Source organism: Pseudomonas sp. 1928-m (assembly GCF_029269135.1).
GTDB lineage: Bacteria > Pseudomonadota > Gammaproteobacteria > Pseudomonadales > Pseudomonadaceae > Aquipseudomonas.
In genome coordinates, this window is sequence record NZ_JARIXO010000001.1 from 728,578 (window position 1) to 748,777 (window position 20,200).

Genomic DNA, 20,200 nt, shown 5'->3' on the forward strand with positions numbered 1-20,200 from the left:
CTACTGCCAGCAGTTGCGCCCGCGGCCCTGGTTCTTGGCCTGATACAGGCGCAGGTCGGCCTGGTGCAGCAGGCTTTCCAGATCATCGGGGGCACCGTGGTAGATGCCGGCGCTGAACGACAGCGGCGGTGCGCCGATGGCGTATTTCAGGCTGGCGCAGTGTGTGCGCAGTTGGTCGAGGGTGTCGCTGAGGGTCGCGGCATCCTGCTGGCTGACCATGGCGAACTCTTCGCCACCCAAACGGCCGAGCAGGGCATCGGGGAAGGCGGCAGAAAACGCGCGGGAGAAGGCAATCAGTGCTGCGTCGCCGCTGGCGTGGCCGTGTTCGTCGTTGATCCGCTTGAAGAAATCCAGGTCGAGCATCGCCACGCTAAGGTCGCGGCCGCCCGAGCGTGCCTGCTGGAACAGCTGCTGGCCATGTTCATAAAACGCGCGGCGGTTGTTCAGGCCGGTCAGGGCGTCGAACTGTGCGGCTTGTTTCAGTGCGCGCAGCAGGTCGCGGCGCTCCAGGGTCGACATCACCCGGCAGTTGAGCTCTTCCGGGCAGAAGGGTTTGCGCAGGAAATCATCGGCCCCGTGCTTGATAAATTTGGCGCTGAGCGAGCCCTTGGTGTCGGCGGACAGACCGAGAATGATCAACTCGTGGCGCTTCATCTTTTGCCGCAGCAGCTTGACCAGCTCAAAACCGCTGAGCCCCGGCATGCTGTGGTCGACCACCAGCAGGTCGATATCCGGCTGTTCCTTGAGGATGCGCAGGGCTTCGTCGCCGTCGCAGGCTTCCATAATCTGGTAGCGATGCGGGGTCAGCACGTGGCGGATGTAATGGCGGGTGGCGTCGGAATCCTCGGCGATGAGGATCTTCACCTCGCTGTTGCTTTCCAGGCGGTGCAGCAGGCGGAAGGCATACTCGTAGGAGTGCTGGCTTTCCTTGAGGACGTAATCGACCACGCCCTTGAGCAGCATCTGGTCGCGGCGCTGCTCGTTGTAGGTGCCGCTGAGCACGATGCAGGGCAGGTGATAGCTCATCACCACATCGACGATCTCGCCGTCCGGGGCATCCGGCAGGTTGAGGTCGACGATGGCGGCGAAGAATAGCTCGGCGGAAGTTTCCAGCATCACCTGGGCTTCGCCCATGGAGGCGCAGAAGATCGGCTGAAAACCGCTCTCCTTGCGAAACAGATGTTCGAGAATTTTCAGCACCAGCGGGCTGTCTTCGATCACCAGAATATTGCGCAAGGGGATACTCCTCTGTCGCTGGCCGCGTCACTGCGGCCGTCTGTTTAGCTTATGCGGCCACTATAGGGTACGAATACGCAGCGAGCGGCCCTTGATCTTGCCTTCACTGAGGCATTTGAGTGCCTGCATGGCCACGACGCGCTCAACGGCGACATAGGCCTGGAAGTCGAAGATGGCGATCTTGCCGACCTGCGCGCCAGGGATGCCAGCCGCGCCAGTCAGGGCGCCGAGAATATCGCCGGGGCGTAGTTTGTCTTTGCGTCCGGCGCCGATGCACAGGGTAATCATCGGTGGCTGTAGCGGCGCGCCACCCTGGTGCTTCAGGCTGCTCAGCGGGTGCCAGTTGAGCGGCGCCCTTTGCAGGGTTTCGATAGCCTGGGCGCGATGGCCTTCGGCCGGGGCCACCAGGCTCATGGCCAGGCCCTTTTCACCGGCACGACCGGTACGGCCGACGCGGTGAATGTGAATTTCCGAGTCGCGCGCCAGTTCGACGTTGATCACCATGTCCAGTGCATCGATATCCAGACCGCGTGCGGCCACATCGGTGGCCACCAGTACCGACAAGCTGCGATTGGCGAACATTGCCAGTACTTGATCACGGTCGCGTTGCTCCAGGTCACCGTTCAGCGCGGCGGCCGAGATGCCTTTGGCGGTGAGGTGGTCGACCACTTCCTGGCACTGCTGCTTGGTAAAGCAGAAGGCCACACAGGACTGTGGGCGGTAGCTGTTGAGCAACTTGACCACCGCGTCCATGCGCTCTTCCGGGGCGATTTCGTAGAAGCGCTGCTCGATCTGCGTGTCATCGTGCAGCGCCTCGGCCTTGACCTGCTGCGGGTCGCGCATAAAGGTCGCGGACAGCTGCTTGATCCCGGCTGGGTAGGTGGCGGAGAACAGCAGGGTCTGCCGGCGCGTCGGGGTCTGGCTGATGATTTCGGCGATGCTGTCGTAAAAGCCCATGTCGAGCATGCGGTCCGCTTCATCGAGCACCAGGGTATTCAGGCCGTCGAGCTTGAGGGTGCCCTTGCTCAGGTGCTGCTGGATACGCCCCGGGGTGCCGACGATGATCTGCGCGCCGTGTTCCAGCGAGCCGATCTGCGGGCCGAACGGCACGCCACCGCAGAGGGTGAGGATCTTGATGTTGTCCGCCGAGCGCGCCAGGCGACGCAGTTCCTTGGCCACCTGGTCGGCCAGCTCGCGGGTTGGGCAGATCACCAGTGCCTGACAGCCAAAGTAACGCGGGTTTAGCGGGTTGAGCAGGCCGATGCCAAAGGCGGCGGTCTTGCCGCTGCCGGTCTTGGCCTGGGCAATCAGGTCCATGCCCTTGAGCATTACCGGCAGGCTCTGCGCCTGGATCGGGGTCATCTCGGTGTAACCGAGGGACTCGAGGTTCGCCAACATGGCGGCGGAAAGCGGCAGAGAAGAGAAAGCGGTGTTGGTCACGGTACAGGCCTGCTAAACGAAATGGCGTGCAGTGTAACAGGCTAGCTGCGGCGGCTTAGCTCTAACGGTCAGCCGGTCTTTGCGGGTGGTTAGAACAGATCAATCGGGTCAACATCCAGCGACCAACGCACGGCGCGGCCGCTGGGCATCTGCTCCAAAGCGTGCATCCAGGTGTTGAGCAGGCGGTGCAACGGTGCGCGGGCGTTGGCTTGCACCAGTAACTGGGCGCGGTAGCGGCCGGCGCGGCGTTCCATCGGTGCGGGCACCGGGCCGAGCAGCTCAATGCCGCTGAGTTTCAGCTCATTCAATAACAGCTCGGCTTCAGTGCAGGCATCATCGAGAAAGCCTTCGGCCTGCCCGGGTTTATGCGCTTCGGCGCGCAGCAACGCTAGGTGACAGAAGGGCGGCAGGCCGGCGCCGCGCCGTTCGCTCAGGGCCTGTTCGGCGAAGGCGAAGTAGCCCTGCTCGGTCAGTTGCACCAATAAAGGATGGTCGGCCAGGTGGCTCTGGATAATCACTTTGCCCGGCTCTTCGGCGCGCCCGGCGCGGCCGGCGACCTGAACGATCAGCTGAGCCATGCGCTCGCTGGCGCGAAAATCCGCGGAAAACAGGCCGCCGTCGGCATCCAGAATCGCCACCAGGGTCACGCGCGGGAAGTGGTGACCCTTGGCGAGCATCTGCGTGCCGACCAGGATGCACGGCTCGCCGCGCTGCACGGTGTTGAACAGGGTGGTCATGGCCTCCTTGCGCGAGGTGCTGTCGCGGTCGACGCGCAATACCGGCACGTCGGGGAAGAGAATCTCCAGGCGTTCTTCGGCGCGCTCGGTGCCCGCACCGACCGGGCGCAAGTCGACGTTGTTGCACTTCGGGCAGTTGCTCGGCTGACGCTCGACGTGGCCGCAATGGTGGCAGCGCAGCTCGCGCGAGCGTTGGTGCACGGTCATCCTTGCGTCACAGCGCGGGCATTCCGACAGCCAGCCGCAGTCGTGACAGAGCAGAGTCGGGGCGAAGCCGCGGCGGTTGAGGAACACCAATACCTGCTGGCCGGCTTGCAGGGTCTGAGCGATGGCTTGCTGCATCGGGCCGGAGATGCCGGAATCCAATGGCCGGCTTTTCACATCCAGCCGCAGAAAACGTGGCTGTTTGGCTCCGCCGGCGCGCTCGCGCAGGTGCAGCAGGGCGTAGCGGCCGTTGTGGGCGTTTTGCAGGCTCTCCAGCGAGGGTGTGGCCGAGCCCAGCACAATCGGAATGTTTTCCTGATGCGCACGCACCACGGCCAGGTCGCGGGCGTGATAGCGCAGGCCTTCCTGCTGTTTATAGGAGGCGTCGTGTTCTTCATCGATGATGATCAGCCCCGGCCGCTGCATAGGGGTGAACAGCGCCGAGCGGGTGCCGATGATGATGTCGGCCTCGCCATCGCGCGCCGCCAGCCAGGCGTCCAGGCGTTCGCGGTCATTCACCGCCGAGTGGAGCAGGGCGATACGGGCGTTGAAACGTTGCTCGAAGCGCGCCAGGGTTTGCGGGCCTAGGTTGATCTCGGGGATCAGCACCAGGGCCTGCTTGCCGGCCTCCAGGGTTTCGCGGATCAACTGCAGGTACACCTCGGTCTTGCCGCTGCCGGTGACCCCGGCGAGGAGAAAGGCGTTGAAGCTGCCGAGGCCCGAGCGAATCGCTTCGCTGGCCGCGCGTTGTTCAGCATTCAGCGGCAGTTCCGGTTGGGCCAGCCAGTTGGCGTGGCGCTCGCTGGGCGCATGGCGGCGCACTTCGACCTTGACCAGACCTTTTTCCAGCAGCAGGTCGAGGCTGTCCTTGTTCAGCTGCAGCTTACTCAACAGCGGATGGGCGACGCCGTGGGGGTGCTGGGCGAGGGTTTTCAGCGCATCACGCTGGCGCGGTGCGCGGCTTAGGCGTGGGTCGTCGAGTTGTGCGTCTTCAGTGACCGACCAGAAGCGCTGCTGGCGTACTTCCGCCGGCTCTCCCTGGCGCAGCAGCACCGGCAGCGCCCAGCTCAGGGTGTCGCCGAGGCTGTGCTGGTAATACTGCGCGGTCCACAGGCATAGCTTGAACAGTGCCGGTGGCAGTGGCGATTGGGCGTCGAGCAGTTGCAGGGCGGGCTTGAGTTTGTCTGCCGGAACTTCGCTGTGCTCGGTCACCTCGATCAGGATGCCGATCATCTCGCGCCGGCCAAACGGCACGCGCAGCCGTACGCCAGGCTGCAAAGCGCTGCTCGGCACACCGGGCGGGGCACGGTAGTCGAACAGGCGGCGCAGCGGCGAGGGCAAAGCGAGGCGCAGAATGACGTCGGGCAAGCAAGGGGCTCCTGGTCTCGGGGTAATAACCTGCCCAAAGTCTGCTGCGCGTCGGCCCTGCTGCGTTAAAGACAGGCTCGGAATGCTCATTTACATCAGTAAACTCCGCTTCCTCGCCTGTTTTATTCGCTGGCGCTTACCCTTCGGGCCAGCCTTCGGCTGTTACTCCCGTTGGTCGTTGCACCTTGCATGACTCTAGCTCGCGAGACTTTGAACACGTTCTTGGAGAGTCGCGATCTTAGCATGCAGCCAGTCGACGGCCGGCCTTGCGTCGCTGCGGTGCTCTGGTATTATCGCCGGCCTAATTCCGTGCGGTACCTGACAATAGTGTCTGGTGGCGGCACGACAGCCCTGAGGAATCACCATGAAAGCCGATATCCATCCGAACTATGTAGCCATCACCGCCACCTGCAGCTGTGGCAACGTGATCGAAACTCGCTCCACCCTGGCCAAGCCACTGAGCCTGGACGTGTGCAACGAGTGCCACCCGTTCTACACCGGCAAGCAGAAAATGCTGGATACCGGCGGCCGTGTTGATCGCTTCAAGCAGCGTTTCGGCATGTTCGGCGCCAAGCAGTAGGCTTGCGCGCAGCGACGCAGACCCACATGGTTTGCACCTCGCTACTGAAAAAGGCGTCCCTAGTGGGCGCCTTTTTCGTTTTCGGCGTTTATGCAGGCGTCGCCCTTGCGTTCTGCCCGGCGCCAGGCAACTTGCCCAGTGCCAAGGTGCAGCGCGTGGTGGATGGCGACACCCTGCGCTTGGTCGATGGGCGCAATGTGCGCTTGATCGGTCTGAATAGCCCGGAGCTGGGCCGTCAGGGCCGCTCTGCCGAGCCTTTCGCCGAGGCCGCTCGCAAGCGTTTGCAGGCATTGATAGCAGCGAGCGATGGCCGGGTCTCGTTGCAGTATGGTCAGCAGGCCAAGGATCACTACGGGCGCACCCTGGCGCACGCCTATGACAGCCGTGGGCGCAATCTGGAGGCGCAGTTGCTCGCCGAGGGTCTCGGCTATCTGGTGGCTGTCGCGCCTAACCTGGCGTTGGTGCAATGCCAACAGGCGGCCGAGCGCAGTGCTCGGCAGGCACGTGCCGGGCTCTGGCAGCGTTCGCCGGTGCAAGCCGCTGAACAGTTGAATAGCGGCGGCTTTGCTCTGCTACAGGGCCGGGTCCAGCGTATCGAGCGCAATGGCGGCGGTCTGTGGCTGGAAATGGGCGATGCGCTGGTGCTGCATATCGCGCCCCGTGCGTTGGGCGATTTTGATCTGCGTGCTGTCCAAGGCCTTGAAGGTCGCAAGGTCGAGGCCCGCGGCTGGGTCATTGACCGCTCCAAGCGTGGCGGTTTGCGCGCGGGGCAGGCGCGTTGGATGCTGCCGTTGACCGATAAGGCCATGTTGGAGGTGTTGCCATGATCCTGCGCGTACTGACCTTGTTCGCCCTGCTGCTGCAGCTGGCAGGCTGTGCGGTCAATCCGGCCACTGGACGCAGCAACTTCGTGATGATGAGCGAGCAGCAGGAACTCGATCTCGGCCGTCGCTACAACCAGCAGATCCTCAAGGAGAACCCGCGCTACGCCGACGAGAAGCTGCAGGCTTACGTGCAGCAGGTCGGTGAGCGGGTGGCGAAGCACAGCCATCGCAACCAACTGGCCTATCAGTTCACAGTGGTCGACAGCCCGGATATCAACGCCTTTGCCCTGCCGGGCGGTTACATCTACATCCATCGCGGACTGCTGGCTTACCTCAGCTCGGAAGCCGAGCTGGCCGCCGTGCTCGGTCACGAAGTAGGCCACGTTACCGCGCGGCACAGTGTGCAGCAGCAGAGTCAGTCCACCGCCTGGGGCTTGCTCGGTCAGGCTGTGGCGATTGGCACTGGCGTTGGCGCCGCCGCCGATGTCACCGGGGTGCTGGGCAGCGCCTTTGTCCGTGGTTATGGCCGCGATATGGAGCTGGAGGCCGACGGCCTCGGTGCGCAGTATCTGGCGCGTAGTGGCTATGACCCGCAGGCGATGATCGAAGTGGTCAAGGTGTTGAAGAATCAGGAAGACTTCGCCCGTGACCAGGCCGCTGCGCGCGGTGAGGCGCAGCCGGCCGGTGGTTACCACGGGCTGTTCGATACCCACCCGGATAACGACCGGCGTTTGCAGCAGGTGCTGGGCCCTGCACGGGCCTTGGCCACCGGTCAGCAGGAGGTCAATCGAGAGGCCTTTCTCAAGCGCCTGGAGGGTTTGCCCTTTGGTGACTCCGCCGAAACCGGCGTGCGTCGCGGCCAGCGGTTCTATCATGCCGATCTGAACTTCACCCTGGCGTTTCCCCAGGGCTGGAGCCTGCTTAATCGCCCGGATGCGCTGATCGGTCACACCGCCGATCAGCAGGCATTTATCGCCATGACCCTGGAAGACAATCCGCAAAACCTGACGCCGGCTGAGCTGCTGCGTCAGCGTGTCGGAGGTCAGCGGCTTTTGGCCGGCGTCGAGTTGCAGCAGGCCGGCCTCAAGGGCTACAGCGCGGTGATTCCAGGCAATGCCGCCAAGCGTGTGGCGGTTATTCAGTACGGTCCACGGGTTTACCTGTTTGTCGCTGCCGTGCGTGGTCGCGCCTCGCTGGAAACTCAGGATGAGCAGTTTCTCAGCGTGATCAAAAGCTTCCGGCCGATGACCAGTGCCGAGTACCAGCAGGCGCAGCCGCTGCGCCTGCAAATGGTCAAGGCCAAGCCGGGGCAAACCATCGAAGCGCTGGCCAAAGGCAGCAAGTTGCCGGGTGACGCGCTGAAGACCCTGCGTCTGCTGAATAACCTCTACCCGACAGGTCAGCCGCGTGCTGGCGACTGGCTGAAGGTCGTGCGCTAGGGCCTGCGTGCGCATCCGGACTTGCCAGTCTTGTGCAGCTGTATACAACTTGCGTATCCTCGGCCGCCTGCCTGTTCAACAGCCCAAAGCGGAAATGCCAACATGTCTGATTTGAAAACAGCCGCTCTCGAATATCACGCCCATCCCCGTCCGGGTAAGCTGAGTGTCGAGCTAACCAAGCCCACCGCAACCGCACGCGATCTGTCCCTGGCCTACAGCCCGGGCGTCGCTGAGCCTGTGCGCGAAATCGCGCGTGATCCGGAGCTGGCGTACCGCTACACCGGCAAAGGCAACCTGGTGGCAGTCATTTCCGACGGTACCGCTATTCTCGGTCTCGGCGATCTCGGCCCGCTGGCTTCCAAGCCGGTAATGGAAGGTAAAGGCGTGCTGTTCAAGCGCTTTGCCGGTATCGACGTATTCGACATCGAAGTCGAGTCCGAGAGCCCGCAGGCCTTTATCGACACCGTACGCCGCATCTCGATCACCTTCGGTGGCATCAACCTGGAAGACATCAAGGCGCCTGAGTGCTTTGAAATCGAACGCACGCTGATCGAACAGTGCGACATTCCAGTGTTCCACGATGACCAGCACGGCACCGCTATCGTGACCGCAGCCGGCATGCTCAACGCCTTGGAAATCGCCGGCAAGACCCTGCCAGACGCCAAGATCGTCTGCCTGGGCGCTGGCGCTGCTGCGATCTCCTGCATGAAGTTGCTGGTGAGCATGGGCGCCAAGGTCGAGAACATCTTTATGATCGACCGCAAAGGCGTGATCCACGCCGGCCGCGACGACCTGAACCAGTACAAGGCGGTATTCGCCAGCGAAACCACCAAGCGCACCTTGGCTGACGCTCTGGACGGTGCTGACGTATTCGTCGGTCTGTCGGGTGCCAACCTGCTGGCGCCGGAAGACCTCAAGCGCATGGCGCCGAGCCCAATCGTGTTCGCCTGCTCCAACCCGGACCCGGAAATCAAACCGGAACTGGCCCATGAAGTGCGTAATGACGTGATCATGGCTACCGGTCGTTCCGACTACCCGAACCAGGTCAACAACGTACTGGGCTTCCCGTTTATCTTCCGTGGTGCGCTGGACGTTCGCGCGACCCGCATCAACGAAGAAATGAAGATCGCCGCTGCCCTGGCCCTGCGCGACCTGGCCAAGCTGCCGGTGCCGCAGGAAGTCTGCGACGCCTATGGCGGCATTGCCCTGTCGTTCGGCCGCGAGTACATCATTCCTAAGCCGATGGACCCACGCCTGATCACGGTGGTCTGCGATGCCGTGGCCAAGGCTGCGATTGAAAGCGGTGTGGCGACTCTGCCGTATCCGAAGCATTACCCGTTGCAGTCGGTAAACGACGTGTTCAACGGCTAAGCGCTTAGCTCAAGAGCAATAAAAAACCCGCTACGGCGGGTTTTTTATTGGCGCTAATTCGGCTGTTTCAGAATGCCGCTCTGGGCGACGGTGATTTAGAACAGGTCGATCGGCGCGGACTCATCAGCGGGTAGCGGGCTGCCCGGGATATACATGCCAGGCTCAAACTCGCCCATGGGTGGCGGCGAGTCCTCACTCTTGAACAGCTCGAAGTAGGCCTCTGGCGTATCGGGTGTGGCCGCGCGACCGCTGTGTGGATCGATACGCAGGGTCAGCAGGCCTTCGGGTTCGGTCAGTAGGTGGCTGGGTTTGTCCTTTAGGGCGGCGGCCATATAGCTCATCCAGATCGGCAGGGCCACGGTGCCGCCGTACTCGTTGCGGCCCAGGCTTTCTGGCTGGTCAAAACCGGCCCAGACCGTGGTGATGTAGTCGGCGTTATAGCCGGAGAACCAGCTGTCTTTCGACTCGTTGGTGGTGCCGGTTTTGCCTGCCAGGTCATCGCGACCCAGGGCCATGGCGCGGCGGCCCGTGCCGCGCTTGATCACGTCCTGGAGCATGCTGGTCATGATGTAGGCGGTGCGCTCATCGATAATCTGCTCAGCAAGCACCGGCTCAGGCGGTAGTGGCTGGTCGCCGACGCTGAACTGCAGTGCGCTGCCCTGTTCTGCACGCTGGGCGATACCGGTCGGGGTTTGCGCCGGGTTGGCGTTGAACAGCTGCTTGCCCGTGCGGTCTTCGATCCGTTCGATCAGATAAGGCTCGGTCTTGTAGCCGCCGCTGGCAAACACGCTCCAGCCCTCGGCGATTTCCATTGGCGTGAGGCTCGCGGTGCCCAGTGCCAACGACAGGTTGGGCGGCAGGTCCTTTTTCTCAAAGCCAAAGCGCTCGATATAGCTCAGGGTGCTGGCGATGCCGAGGTCCTGCAGCAGGCGAATGGAAACCAGGTTGCGTGAACGGTACAAGGCTTCGCGCAGGCGGATCGGGCCGAGGAAGGTGTTGTTGTCATTCTTCGGTCGCCATACCTGTGACAGCGCATCGTCGGCGAACACAATCGGCGCGTCATTCACCAGGGTGGCGGCGGTATAGCCTTTATCCAGCGCGGCGCTGTAGACGAAGGGTTTAAAGCTTGAGCCCGGCTGGCGCTTGGCTTGCGCGGCGCGGTTGTAGTTGCTCTGTTCAAAGGAGAAGCCGCCGACCAGGGCGCGAATGGCGCCGCTGTTCGGGTCCAGCGATACCAGAGCGCTCTGCGCCGCAGGCAGCTGAACAAAGCGCAGGCTGCCGTCTTCCTGGCGTTGCACGCGGATCAGGTCGCCAATCTGGCTGACATCGGCGGGCTGTTGTGGGCGTGGGCCCATGCTGTTGGTGTTAAGGAAAGGTCGCGCCCATTTCATACTGTCCCACGCAACGGCGTGTTCCTCGCCGTTGCGTAGCAGAACCATGATCCCGCTTTTTTCCACGCCTGTGACAATGGCCGGTTCCAGGCCGCCGAGAGAGGTTTGCTTGTTCAGCTCGGTTTGCCAGTTTTCCTTGGTCATGCCCGGCAGCCGGCTTTCTGGGCCGCGATAACCGTGGCGCTGGTCGTAAGCAATCAGGCCCTCGCGGACTGCCGAGTTGGCCGCGAGTTGCAGGTCGCTGGATACCGTAGTGGTGACGTTAAAGCCATCGGTATAAGCCTCGCTGCCGTAGCGGCCGACCATCTCCGCGCGTGCCATCTCAGCGATATAAGGTGCCGCCAGTTCCGGTGCCGGTACGTGGTAACTGACATTGATGGGTTCAGCCAGGGCTTCCTCATAACGCTGTTTGTCGATGCGTCCAAGGCTGTACATGCGCCCAAGAATCCAGTCGCGGCGCTCCATCGAGCGGGTTGGGTTGACCAGTGGATTGAAGCGCGAGGGGGCTTTGGGCAGGCCGGCAATCATTGCCATTTGAGCAAGGCTGGCCTCGCGAATGGATTTGCCGTAATACACCTGCGCGGCTGCTTCGATACCGTAAGCGCGATTACCCAGGTAAATCTTGTTCACATAAAGTTCAAGAATTTCGTTCTTACTGAGCTCCCGTTCAATTTGCAGAGCTAGAAGTATCTCGTTGATCTTGCGCGAGAAACTTCTTTCGCTGGTGAGAAAGAAGTTCTTCGCCACCTGCATGGTAATGGTGCTGCCGCCGGTTTGAATCTGCCCGCTTTTCAAGATTTGCGTTGCAGCGCGCATCAGGCTGGTAAGGTCGACGCCATAATGGTTGGCAAAGTTGTCATCTTCGGCCGCCAGCAAAGCGCTGATGAAATCTGGGGGGATGTCCGCAAAGGCGATTGGCGAGCGGCGCATTTCACCGAATTCGGCAATCAGCTTGGCGTCGCTGCTGTAAACGCGCAGAGGAATCTGCAGCTGAATGCTGCGCAAAGATTCGACGGATGGAAGGCTAGGGCTAAGATAGAGGAAGGCTCCGCTGAAACTGAGCACCAGAGCACAAAAAGCGGCGAGGCCAGACCAGCAGAAAAAACGCAAAAGATGCATCAAGATTTTTGGATTTCCAGATAAAAGAACGGGTTAAGCGAAACACAAGGTTAAAAGAGAAAAACTGATCACATTATAAGCGGTTTTTTTGCTGGGTAGCCATTTGCGCTTCTGTCAAGACTGTTATTTAATGTGAAAAAACATAAATAGTCCGTAAGTCGCGGATGCCAATAGGAAATCGGTCGTGCTAGGGCTCTTCAATAAGAAAGCGAATACGCTACTCGGGATCGATATCAGTTCGACCTCCGTCAAGCTCCTCGAATTGAGCCGCTCCGGAAGCCGCTACAAGGTAGAGGCTTACGCAGTCGAGCCGCTCCCGCCAAACGCGGTGGTCGAAAAGAACATCGCCGAACTGGAAGGGGTGGGGCAGGCCCTTTCACGTGTGCTCGCCAAAGCCAAAAGCGGTGTGAAAACCGTTGCGGTGGCAGTGGCAGGCTCAGCGGTGATTACCAAGACCATCGAAATGGAAGCTGGGCTTTCTGATGATGAGCTTGAAAATCAGCTGAAGATCGAGGCCGACCAATACATTCCCTATCCACTGGAAGAAGTTGCGATCGATTTCGAAGTGCAAGGCGCGTCCGCGCGCAATGCTGATCGTGTCGAGGTGCTGCTTGCCGCGTGCCGCAAGGAAAACGTCGAAGTCCGTGAGGCCGCTCTGGCGCTCGCCGGTCTTACCGCCAAAGTGGTTGATGTCGAAGCCTATGCGCTTGAGCGTGCATACGGTCTGCTGATCGATCAGCTGGGCGGCGGTCGTGATGAGCTGACTGTCGCGGTTGTCGATATTGGCGCAACCATGACCACGCTCAGCGTCCTGCACAACGGTCGCACTATCTATACCCGTGAGCAGCTATTTGGCGGTAAACAACTTACCGAAGAAATTCAGCGCCGCTATGGTTTGTCCGTCGAAGAAGCCGGCCTTGCCAAGAAGCAAGGTGGCTTGCCGGATGACTACGACAGCGAAGTGCTGCAGCCATTTAAAGAGGCCGTGGTTCAGCAGGTCGCTCGCTCTCTGCAGTTCTTCTTCGCAGCGGGTCAGTTCAATGATGTCGACTACATCCTGTTGGCGGGCGGTACTGCGTCGATTCCAGACCTTGATCGTTTGATTCAGCAAAAAATTGGCACTCAGACATTGGTCGCCAATCCATTCGCTGAAATGGCGCTGAGTGGCAAGGTCAATGCAGGTGCGCTCGCCAGCGATGCGCCGGCCTTGATGATTGCCTGTGGTCTGGCGATGAGGAGTTTCGACTAATGGCGAGGATTAACCTTCTACCCTGGCGCGAGCAGCTACGCGAAGAGCGCAAGCAGCGTTTTTTGGTGACGCTTGCTGGTGTGTTTGTTGTTGCGGCAGGTGCTGTCTTCCTTGGTGATCAATATCTGAGCGGGGCGATAGAGCAACAAAATGCTCGAAATGAGTTTGTCCGTAAGGAGATTGCTGTCCTGGATGCTCGGATCGCTGAAATCAGTGAGCTCAAAGCGCGTCGACAGCAGCTTCTTGAGCGGATGAAGATTATTCAGGATTTGCAGGGTAATCGACCGATTATTGGGCGGGTTTTTGATCAGCTGGTTAGAACATTACCTGATGGTGTTCATTTCACTGGCGTGAAAATGACCGAAAAAAATATCGCAATCGTTGGTGCTGCTGAATCCAACAATCGTGTCTCGAGCCTAATGCGAAATTTAGATGCTTCTGAATGGTTGGCTGCGCCAAATCTAACTGAAGTTAAGTCTGTGACGGCAGGCGCGGTTGATCAGGCTAATGTGTTTCAGCTAAGCGTACAGCAGACCCAGCCGGCGCTTGCGGCAGAGGAGGCTAAGCCATGAGTCTTAATGATTCCTTAGAAAGTCTGCGGCAGATTGATTTAAATGACCTTGATCTCAATAACATCGGCTCTTGGCCTGCGGCGGTAAAGTTTATTGCAGGTGCTTTGTTGTTGGTGGGTATTGTTGCGCTTGGGTATAATTTTCACCTGAAAGACTTGCAGGTGCAGCTAGAAGGTAAGCAGGCTGAAGAGATTTCCCTAAAGGAACAGTTCTCAAGTAAGGCTTTTCAAGCTGCAAATTTAGATGCATATAAAGAGCAGATGCAGGAAATGGAGGTTTCGTTTGGTGCTCTTTTGAAACAGTTGCCGAGTGATACTGAGGTTCCTGGATTGTTGGAAGATATTACTCGTACAGGCTTGGGTAGCGGTCTGGAGTTTGAGGAGATCAAACTTTTGCCAGAGGCAGTGCAGCAGTTTTACATCGAATTACCTATTCAGATAGTTGTTGTCGGTGCATATCACGACTTGGCTACTTTTGTAAGTGGTGTGGCGAGTCTTCCTCGGATTGTAACGCTTCATGATTTTGATTTGACTCCTGATGCAGAGAACTCTTCAAAATTGAGGATGACTATATTGGCTAAAACTTATCGCTACAATGATAAGGGAGTGCAGCCATGAGAAGCTATTTGGTGTTGTTGGCGTGTTTTGTTTTGGCGCTTTCTGGGTGCGAGGGTGGGAGCGGATTTTCTGATCTTCAGGCTTATATGGATGAGGTGCGTGCTCGTCCTAAGGGTGAAATTGAACCATTACCGAAGTTTCAGCCTTATGAAAGTTTCACGTACAGTGCTGCTTCACTGCGTAGTCCATTTCAGCCGCCTGTAAAGTTAGAGTTAATGGCTCAGCAGAAAGGTTCAAAAGATATTAAGCCTGACGAGGCTCGTGTAAGACAGTTTCTCGAAGGCTTCAATATAGAAACGTTTTTGATGGTGGGTACCTTGGCCAATGATGCGGGTTCTTTTGCGTTGATTAGTGGGGCTGGTGGTGTCCATCGAGTTCGGGTGGGGGACTATCTTGGTCGAAATCATGGCCGAATATTTGCCATAGATGAATCTAAGGTTGATGTAGTTGAAATCGTTCCGGATGGTGAGGGTGGTTGGTTGGAGCGGCCGCGTAGTCTGTCCCTTAAGGAGCGTTCTTAATCGGAGCGGAATGAATATGAAAAAGAATAATCGACCTGCTCAACGGAATATGAAGATGAAAAAAAGCCTCTCATTTTTTGGTATTTCGCTGATAACTGCGTTTTTGTCGCCCTCGCTGATGGCTGCAAACTTGCAGGCCCTAGATGTTGCTGCATTACCGGGAGATCGTGTTGAGCTGAAGTTGACTTTTGATGAGCCAGTGCTTGCTCCGCGTGGTTATACAATAGATCAGCCGGCTCGTATCGCGCTTGATTTGCCTGGTGTGTCGAGCAAGCTTGGTACGAAAAATAGAGAGCTGGGAGCGGGTAACGCGCGTAGCGTTACAGTTGTCGAAACAAAGGATCGCACCCGGCTGATTATAAATCTGACTACCCTTTCTCCATACAGCACCCGCGCTGAGGGGAATAACCTTTTCGTGGTGGTTGGTGAGGGGGCTAAAGGTTCGTTCGTCAGTAGCCAGAAAATGGCTGCTCCTATCGTTGCTCCAGCGCACAAGTATGTTGCTCAGTCACGAGAGGTTAGTAGTATCGATTTTCAGCGCGGCGAACAAGGCGAGGGTAATGTTGTTATTACCTTGTCGGATGCTTCTATAAATCCTGATATACAAGATCAGGGTGGGAAGATTCGTTTAAATTTTGCCAAGACGCAATTACCTGAATCGCTTAGGGTGAAACTTGACGTGAAGGATTTCGCAACGCCTGTGCAGTTTGTGAGTGCTGTTGGTTCTACAGGTGATACGAGTATTCTTATTGAGCCGTCAGGTGTTTACGACTATCTAGTCTATCAAGCAGATAACAAGCTTACCGTCAGTGTAAAGCCGCTAACTCAAGTTGAGTCGGATAAGCGTAAGGCCGATAGCTTTGCGTATTCCGGTGAAAAATTGTCCCTGAATTTTCAGGATATTGATGTTCGCTCTGTGTTGCAGCTGATTGCTGATTTTACTGATCTTAATTTGGTTGCGAGTGATACTGTTTCTGGAAATATAACGCTTCGGCTTCAGAATGTGCCGTGGGACCAGGCTTTGGATTTGGTTCTTAAGACTAAAGGGTTGGATAAGCGTAGGTTAGGTAATGTTCTGATGGTTGCGCCGGCTGATGAAATTGCCGCGCGCGAGCGCCAAGAGCTAGAGGCACAAAAGCAGGTTTCCGAATTGGCTCCGTTGCGTAAGGACTTTATTCAGCTTAATTATGCCAAAGCGTCGGACATTGCAAAGCTCTATGAGAGTAAAGATAAAGAAGGTGAGTTGAAGGATGATATGCGTGGGACTGTTATTTCTGATGACAGAACAAATAGCCTGATTGTTACTTTGACTCAGGAGCGTATCGATGAGCTGCGGCGTATTGTCACACAGCTAGATGTTGCTGTTCGCCAAGTAATGATTGAGGCGAGAATTGTCGAGGCGAACGTGAATTACGATAAAAGCCTGGGCGTGCGTTGGGGGGGGACCTTGGGGGGGGCAGGTGCAAAATGGCGTGCCAACGGTAAGGATGGTGCGACTGGTATCGATGCAGATGGAGCTGGGACCTGTGGTCCATTTGCTGGGGCGTGTACTCGCCCAACGGTAGGCACTACTAACGTGCCCGTTCCTTTTGTAGATCTTGGGGTTGTGAATAGTGCTGCTGGAATTGGTATTGGCTTTATTACTGATAACGCCATTTTGGATCTTCAGCTTTCTGCTATGGAGAAGACAGGTAATGGGGAGATTGTTTCTCAGCCGAAAGTTGTAACATCTGATAAAGAGACTGCGAAAATTCTCAAGGGCACTGAGGTGCCTTATCAAGAGGCGAGCTCCAGTGGCGCCACTACAGTTTCCTTTAAAGAAGCTGCGCTTTCTCTGGAGGTTACTCCGCAAATTACTCCCGATAATCGTATTATCATGGAGGTTAAGGTTACTAAAGATGAACCGGACTATCCCAATGCGGTGTTAGGGGTTCCGCCAATCAAGAAGAATGAAGTTAATGCAAAGGTTCTTGTGCGTGATGGTGAAACCATCGTAATCGGTGGTGTTTTTTCTAACACTCGAAGCTCTTCGGTAGAAAAAGTTCCTTTTCTTGGCGATTTACCCTACCTGGGGAGAATTTTTCGTCGAGATATAGTTCAGGATAATAAATCGGAGTTGTTGGTTTTCCTTACTCCGCGCATTATGAATGATAACGCCATTGCTGTGAATCGATGACCTAAGTGCGAAACTTGATACTTGTAGGCCCGATGGGGGCTGGTAAAAGCACCATCGGGCGTTTGCTTGCTAAAGAATTGCGGTTGCCGTTCAAGGACTCTGATAAAGAGATTGAGCAGCGCACGGGCGCTGATATTCCCTGGATCTTTGATGTTGAAGGTGAGCAGGGGTTTCGTGAGCGTGAGCAGGCGGTGATCGCAGAGCTTTGCCATGTGGACGGTATGGTATTGGCTACTGGTGGCGGCGCGGTGATGCGTGCTGAAAACCGTGTTGCCCTGAGGCGCGGCGGTCATGTGGTTTATCTGCATGCTTCTGTTGAGCAGCAGGTGGATCGTACTTCGCGTGATCGCAATCGGCCGCTGTTGCGTGCGGCGGACCCGGGTAAGGTTCTGGCTGAGCTGTTGGCTGTTCGCGATCCGCTCTACCGTGAAATCGCTGATGTAGTGGTCGAAACCGACGAGCGTCCGCCTCGCCTGGTGGTGCAAGAGATCCTTGAGCGTCTTGAGGCGCTTTCTCCCCGTTAAAGCGCAGGCTGAACTGCGCTATCCTAGGCCCCTTTGTAACCTGGGGGCTTTATGCAGACTCTTCATGTCGATCTTGGTGACCGCAGCTACCCGATCTATATCGGTGCTCAGCTGTTGGCTCGTGATGATTTGCTGGCAGCCCACATTGTTGGCCGGCAGGTCGCGATAGTAACCAATGAGACTGTTGCTCCCCTCTACCTTGCTGCGCTTGAGCGTTCGCTCGCGGGCTACGCCATTACCTCTGTGGTGTTACCCGATGGTGAGAGTTATAAAACCTGGGAAACCCTGCAGTTGGTTTTTGATGGATTGCTGGGCGCGCGGCATGACCGTCGCACGACGGTCATTGCTCTGGGTGGTGGTGTAATCGGTGATATGGCGGGGTTTGCCGCCTCGTGTTACCAGCGCGGTGTGAACTTTATCCAAGTGCCAACCACGCTGCTGTCGCAGGTCGATTCATCGGTGGGTGGCAAAACCGGGATCAACCACCCGCTGGGTAAAAATATGGTGGGAGCCTTCTACCAGCCGCAAGCCGTGTTGATCGATACCGCCACGCTGGCTACCTTGCCTGCTCGTGAGTTGTCTGCTGGTTTGGCCGAGGTGATCAAGTACGGTTTGATTTGCGATGAGCCATTCCTGTCCTGGCTTGAGGAGCATATGCCTGCACTGCGTGCCCTTGATCAGGAGGCCCTGACTCCGGCGATTGCTCATTCATGTGCGGCCAAGGCTCGCGTTGTCGCGGCTGATGAGCGTGAGTCGGGTGTGCGCGCTACGTTGAATCTTGGGCATACCTTCGGCCATGCCATCGAGACGCATCAGGGCTATGGTGTCTGGCTGCATGGTGAGGCGGTTGCGGCTGGCACCGTTATGGCGCTGGATATGTCCGAGCGCCTGGGCTGGATCAGCGCTGCTGAGCGTGAGCGGGCCGTTCGCTTGTTTATTGCCGCGGGATTGCCGGTTACTCCTCCTGGGGATATGACTCCTGAGGACTTTATGGAGCATATGGCGGTCGACAAGAAGGTTCTCGATGGCAAGTTGCGCCTGGTGTTGTTGCGCGGCTTGGGTGAGGCGGTTGTAACCGGTGATTTTCCCCGGGAAATTTTGAATGCCACGCTGAGCGCAGATTATGCGGCGCAGCTGGCTCAGCTTAAAAATTAACGAGTGTCCCATGACAAGTCTGCATGCTGACGAGGCGTTTCTCGATCATTACCACTTCACTCACGACCCCTTTGCTGCGCGGGTGCCGGGCTTCAAGTTTTTTCCGGCGCAGCGCAAACCGGTGCTGGGCCAGCTGCATCACTTGGCGCGCTACAGCCAGCTGTTGCTGGTGGTCAGTGGGCCGGATGGCAGTGGCAAAACCCTGCTGCGCCAGGCGCTGGTAGCCAGTACCAATAAGCAGGCTGTGCAAAGTGTGGTGGTGTCCGCCAAGGGCGCTGCTGATCCTGCGAGCATTTTGCGTCAGGTCGCGCAGGGGCTGCAGGTGCAGCGGCCGGAGCTGCCGGCCATTCTGGCGCAGGTCGGGCAATTGGCACTGACCGGGCAGGAAGTCTATGTGCTGGTTGATGATGCTGAGGATCTCAGTGACGCGGCGCTGACCAGCTTGCTGAGTCTGGCGGTCGGCAATGCGGAAGGTCGCCCGCATGTCTTTCTGTTTGCTGATTCGCAGCTGCTACCGCGTATTGAGCATGTGGCTGCGGGTGATGAGTGCTTTCATGTCATCGAGTTGCAGCCTTATGGCGAGGATGAAACGCGCGAGTATCTGGCTCAGCGTCTTGAGGGGGCGGGGCAAGGTATTGAGGTGTTGAGCGATGAGCAGGTTGCGGATATTCATGAGCAATCTGCTGGCTGGCCTGGGGTAATCAATCAGGTCGCGCGCGAGTCGTTGGTTGAGGCGATGTTGGCGCAGCGCGGCGCGGCGAACCGGGGTGGTTTTTCTTTCAGTTTGCCGCGCAAGCATTTGCTGGCTCTCTGTGTGGTGGCTATCGGTGTGTTGGCTGCCTGGTTTATGCAGGGGCGAGTGGTTGAAGATGTAGAGGCGCCTGTGATTGCACAGTTGCCACTCGGTGAAACTCTTCCGCCTGCGGTAGTTGCGGAGTCGCCTGCTCCTGCTGCTCCTGCGGTTGCACCGGCAATTCAATTCGAGGGGGCTAATCAGCCACTGCCGCTGCCTTTGGTGGGGGAGGCGCAGCCGGTTATTCGTGAGCCTTTGGCGCAGGCGGCAGGTTTGAGTGGTGCAGAAGAGGCTGACGCACTAGGTGCATCAGGTGCTGCGGATATCGCGCCTGAGCCGGCGGTTTCGGCGAGTGTTCCGGTGGCGCCTGTAGTGTCTGAGCCGGTCAAGGTTGCGCCTGTGGTTGCGCCGCCTGCTGCGCCCGTGGTTAAGCCGGTTGCGCCAGTGGCTGCTGCCGTGCCGCCGCCAATTAAGCCGCAAGCACCGGTCGCTGCGGCCCAGCCTGCTGCTGGTGGTGATTGGTATGCTGCGCAGGCCGGCTCGCGTTATACCCTGCAGATCCTCGGGGCTCGGTTGGAAAGTGGTGCGCAGGCTTTTGTAAAAGCCAATGGCGCGGACTACCGCTATTTCAAGAAGCAGCATCAGGGCAAGCCGCTTTATGTGGTTACCTATGGCAGCTTTGCCACGCGTGATGCGGCGCAGGCGGCCTTGCGTACCCTGCCTGCCAAGGTGCAGGCTGGTAAGCCCTGGCCGCGTAACTTCGCGGGCATTCAGCAAGAGATTGCCCAGGCGCGCTAGCTGATACACTTCAGCGCTTGCGCTGACCGGTCGGTCGCTACCACGACCTTCCGGTCTTATCCTTCGTTTTAGCGACATATTTTTTC

Annotated in this window: 16 protein-coding genes; 12 read left to right on the forward strand and 4 right to left on the reverse strand. The window is 58.2% G+C overall.

All coding sequences use genetic code 11. The features are described from left to right. From P3C18_RS03265 to P3C18_RS03275, 3 genes are all read right to left on the reverse strand, one after another. Nucleotides 1-1,236, reverse strand: a complete 1,236-nt coding sequence (locus P3C18_RS03265) for a diguanylate cyclase (protein WP_275960441.1) — start codon at nucleotides 1,234-1,236, stop codon at nucleotides 1-3. Between the two features lie 60 nt (nucleotides 1,237-1,296). Beyond that, nucleotides 1,297-2,676, reverse strand: a complete 1,380-nt coding sequence (gene dbpA / locus P3C18_RS03270) for an ATP-dependent RNA helicase DbpA (RefSeq protein WP_275960442.1) — start codon at nucleotides 2,674-2,676, stop codon at nucleotides 1,297-1,299. An 89-nt stretch (nucleotides 2,677-2,765) separates the two neighbouring features. Continuing rightward, nucleotides 2,766-4,985, reverse strand: coding sequence for a primosomal protein N' (locus tag P3C18_RS03275; protein WP_275960443.1), 2,220 nt, complete (start codon nucleotides 4,983-4,985; stop codon nucleotides 2,766-2,768). Nucleotides 4,986-5,349: 364 nt separating this feature from the next. Between P3C18_RS03275 and rpmE the strand changes: the two genes are divergently transcribed. From rpmE to P3C18_RS03295, 4 genes are all read left to right on the forward strand, one after another. Next, nucleotides 5,350-5,565: a 50S ribosomal protein L31 gene (rpmE, locus tag P3C18_RS03280; protein WP_275960444.1), complete on the forward strand. Its 216-nt coding sequence runs from the start codon at nucleotides 5,350-5,352 to the stop codon at nucleotides 5,563-5,565. A gap of 26 nt (nucleotides 5,566-5,591) precedes the next feature. Next, the gene (locus tag P3C18_RS03285) at nucleotides 5,592-6,392 is read left to right on the forward strand and encodes a thermonuclease family protein (RefSeq protein WP_275960445.1); all 801 of its coding nucleotides are present in this window, start codon (nucleotides 5,592-5,594) and stop codon (nucleotides 6,390-6,392) included. Further along, a complete protein-coding gene (locus tag P3C18_RS03290; RefSeq protein WP_275960446.1) occupies nucleotides 6,389-7,828 on the forward strand; it encodes a M48 family metalloprotease in 1,440 nt (479 codons plus the stop codon). Before P3C18_RS03285 ends, P3C18_RS03290 begins: the two co-directional genes overlap by 4 nt. A gap of 102 nt (nucleotides 7,829-7,930) precedes the next feature. Continuing rightward, on the forward strand, nucleotides 7,931-9,199 hold the full coding sequence (locus tag P3C18_RS03295; RefSeq protein WP_275960447.1) for a malic enzyme-like NAD(P)-binding protein: 1,269 nt from the start codon (nucleotides 7,931-7,933) through the stop codon (nucleotides 9,197-9,199). A 95-nt stretch (nucleotides 9,200-9,294) separates the two neighbouring features. On the opposite strand, the gene P3C18_RS03300 is transcribed toward P3C18_RS03295, so the two are convergent. After that, the gene (locus P3C18_RS03300; protein ID WP_275960448.1) at nucleotides 9,295-11,712 is read right to left on the reverse strand and encodes a penicillin-binding protein 1A; all 2,418 of its coding nucleotides are present in this window, start codon (nucleotides 11,710-11,712) and stop codon (nucleotides 9,295-9,297) included. A 181-nt stretch (nucleotides 11,713-11,893) separates the two neighbouring features. Between P3C18_RS03300 and P3C18_RS03305 the strand changes: the two genes are divergently transcribed. Genes P3C18_RS03305 through P3C18_RS03340 form a run of 8 tightly spaced genes read left to right on the forward strand, consistent with a single transcriptional unit; the run spans nucleotide 11,894 to nucleotide 20,114 of the window. Then, nucleotides 11,894-12,958: a pilus assembly protein PilM gene (locus P3C18_RS03305; RefSeq protein WP_275960449.1), complete on the forward strand. Its 1,065-nt coding sequence runs from the start codon at nucleotides 11,894-11,896 to the stop codon at nucleotides 12,956-12,958. After that, on the forward strand, nucleotides 12,958-13,530 hold the full coding sequence (locus P3C18_RS03310) for a PilN domain-containing protein (RefSeq protein WP_275960451.1): 573 nt from the start codon (nucleotides 12,958-12,960) through the stop codon (nucleotides 13,528-13,530). Before P3C18_RS03305 ends, P3C18_RS03310 begins: the two co-directional genes overlap by 1 nt. Next, nucleotides 13,527-14,147 carry a type 4a pilus biogenesis protein PilO gene (pilO, locus tag P3C18_RS03315; RefSeq protein WP_275960453.1) on the forward strand — a complete coding sequence of 207 codons (621 nt, stop codon included), beginning with the start codon at nucleotides 13,527-13,529 and terminating at the stop codon, nucleotides 14,145-14,147. Before P3C18_RS03310 ends, pilO begins: the two co-directional genes overlap by 4 nt. After that, nucleotides 14,144-14,668: a type 4a pilus biogenesis lipoprotein PilP gene (gene pilP, locus P3C18_RS03320; RefSeq protein WP_275960454.1), complete on the forward strand. Its 525-nt coding sequence runs from the start codon at nucleotides 14,144-14,146 to the stop codon at nucleotides 14,666-14,668. Before pilO ends, pilP begins: the two co-directional genes overlap by 4 nt. 55 nt (nucleotides 14,669-14,723) lie before the next feature. Beyond that, nucleotides 14,724-16,844 (forward strand): type IV pilus secretin PilQ, encoded by a 2,121-nt coding sequence (gene pilQ / locus P3C18_RS03325; RefSeq protein ID WP_275961567.1) that lies wholly within the window; start codon nucleotides 14,724-14,726, stop codon nucleotides 16,842-16,844. 5 nt (nucleotides 16,845-16,849) lie between these two features. Further along, a complete protein-coding gene (aroK, locus tag P3C18_RS03330) occupies nucleotides 16,850-17,368 on the forward strand; it encodes a shikimate kinase AroK (protein WP_275960455.1) in 519 nt (172 codons plus the stop codon). Between the two features lie 51 nt (nucleotides 17,369-17,419). Continuing rightward, nucleotides 17,420-18,523, forward strand: coding sequence for a 3-dehydroquinate synthase (gene aroB / locus P3C18_RS03335; protein WP_275960456.1), 1,104 nt, complete (start codon nucleotides 17,420-17,422; stop codon nucleotides 18,521-18,523). A 10-nt stretch (nucleotides 18,524-18,533) separates the two neighbouring features. Continuing rightward, nucleotides 18,534-20,114, forward strand: coding sequence for an AAA family ATPase (locus P3C18_RS03340; protein WP_275960457.1), 1,581 nt, complete (start codon nucleotides 18,534-18,536; stop codon nucleotides 20,112-20,114). The last annotated feature ends 86 nt before the right edge of the window (nucleotides 20,115-20,200 follow it).

Bases quoted from the DNA above. Each gene is read 5' to 3' on its own strand.
- P3C18_RS03310 (WP_275960451.1), top strand. From the start codon at position 12,958: ATGGCGAGGATTAACCTTCTACCCTGGCGCGAGCAGCTACGCGAAGAG.
- rpmE (WP_275960444.1), top strand. From the start codon at position 5,350: ATGAAAGCCGATATCCATCCGAACTATGTAGCCATCACCGCCACCTGC.
- P3C18_RS03340 (WP_275960457.1), top strand. From the start codon at position 18,534: ATGACAAGTCTGCATGCTGACGAGGCGTTTCTCGATCATTACCACTTC.
- P3C18_RS03285 (WP_275960445.1), top strand. From the start codon at position 5,592: ATGGTTTGCACCTCGCTACTGAAAAAGGCGTCCCTAGTGGGCGCCTTT.
- pilP (WP_275960454.1), top strand. From the start codon at position 14,144: ATGAGAAGCTATTTGGTGTTGTTGGCGTGTTTTGTTTTGGCGCTTTCT.
- P3C18_RS03290 (WP_275960446.1), top strand. From the start codon at position 6,389: ATGATCCTGCGCGTACTGACCTTGTTCGCCCTGCTGCTGCAGCTGGCA.
- pilQ (WP_275961567.1), top strand. From the start codon at position 14,724: ATGAAAAAAAGCCTCTCATTTTTTGGTATTTCGCTGATAACTGCGTTT.
- pilO (WP_275960453.1), top strand. From the start codon at position 13,527: ATGAGTCTTAATGATTCCTTAGAAAGTCTGCGGCAGATTGATTTAAAT.
- P3C18_RS03295 (WP_275960447.1), top strand. From the start codon at position 7,931: ATGTCTGATTTGAAAACAGCCGCTCTCGAATATCACGCCCATCCCCGT.
- aroB (WP_275960456.1), top strand. From the start codon at position 17,420: ATGCAGACTCTTCATGTCGATCTTGGTGACCGCAGCTACCCGATCTAT.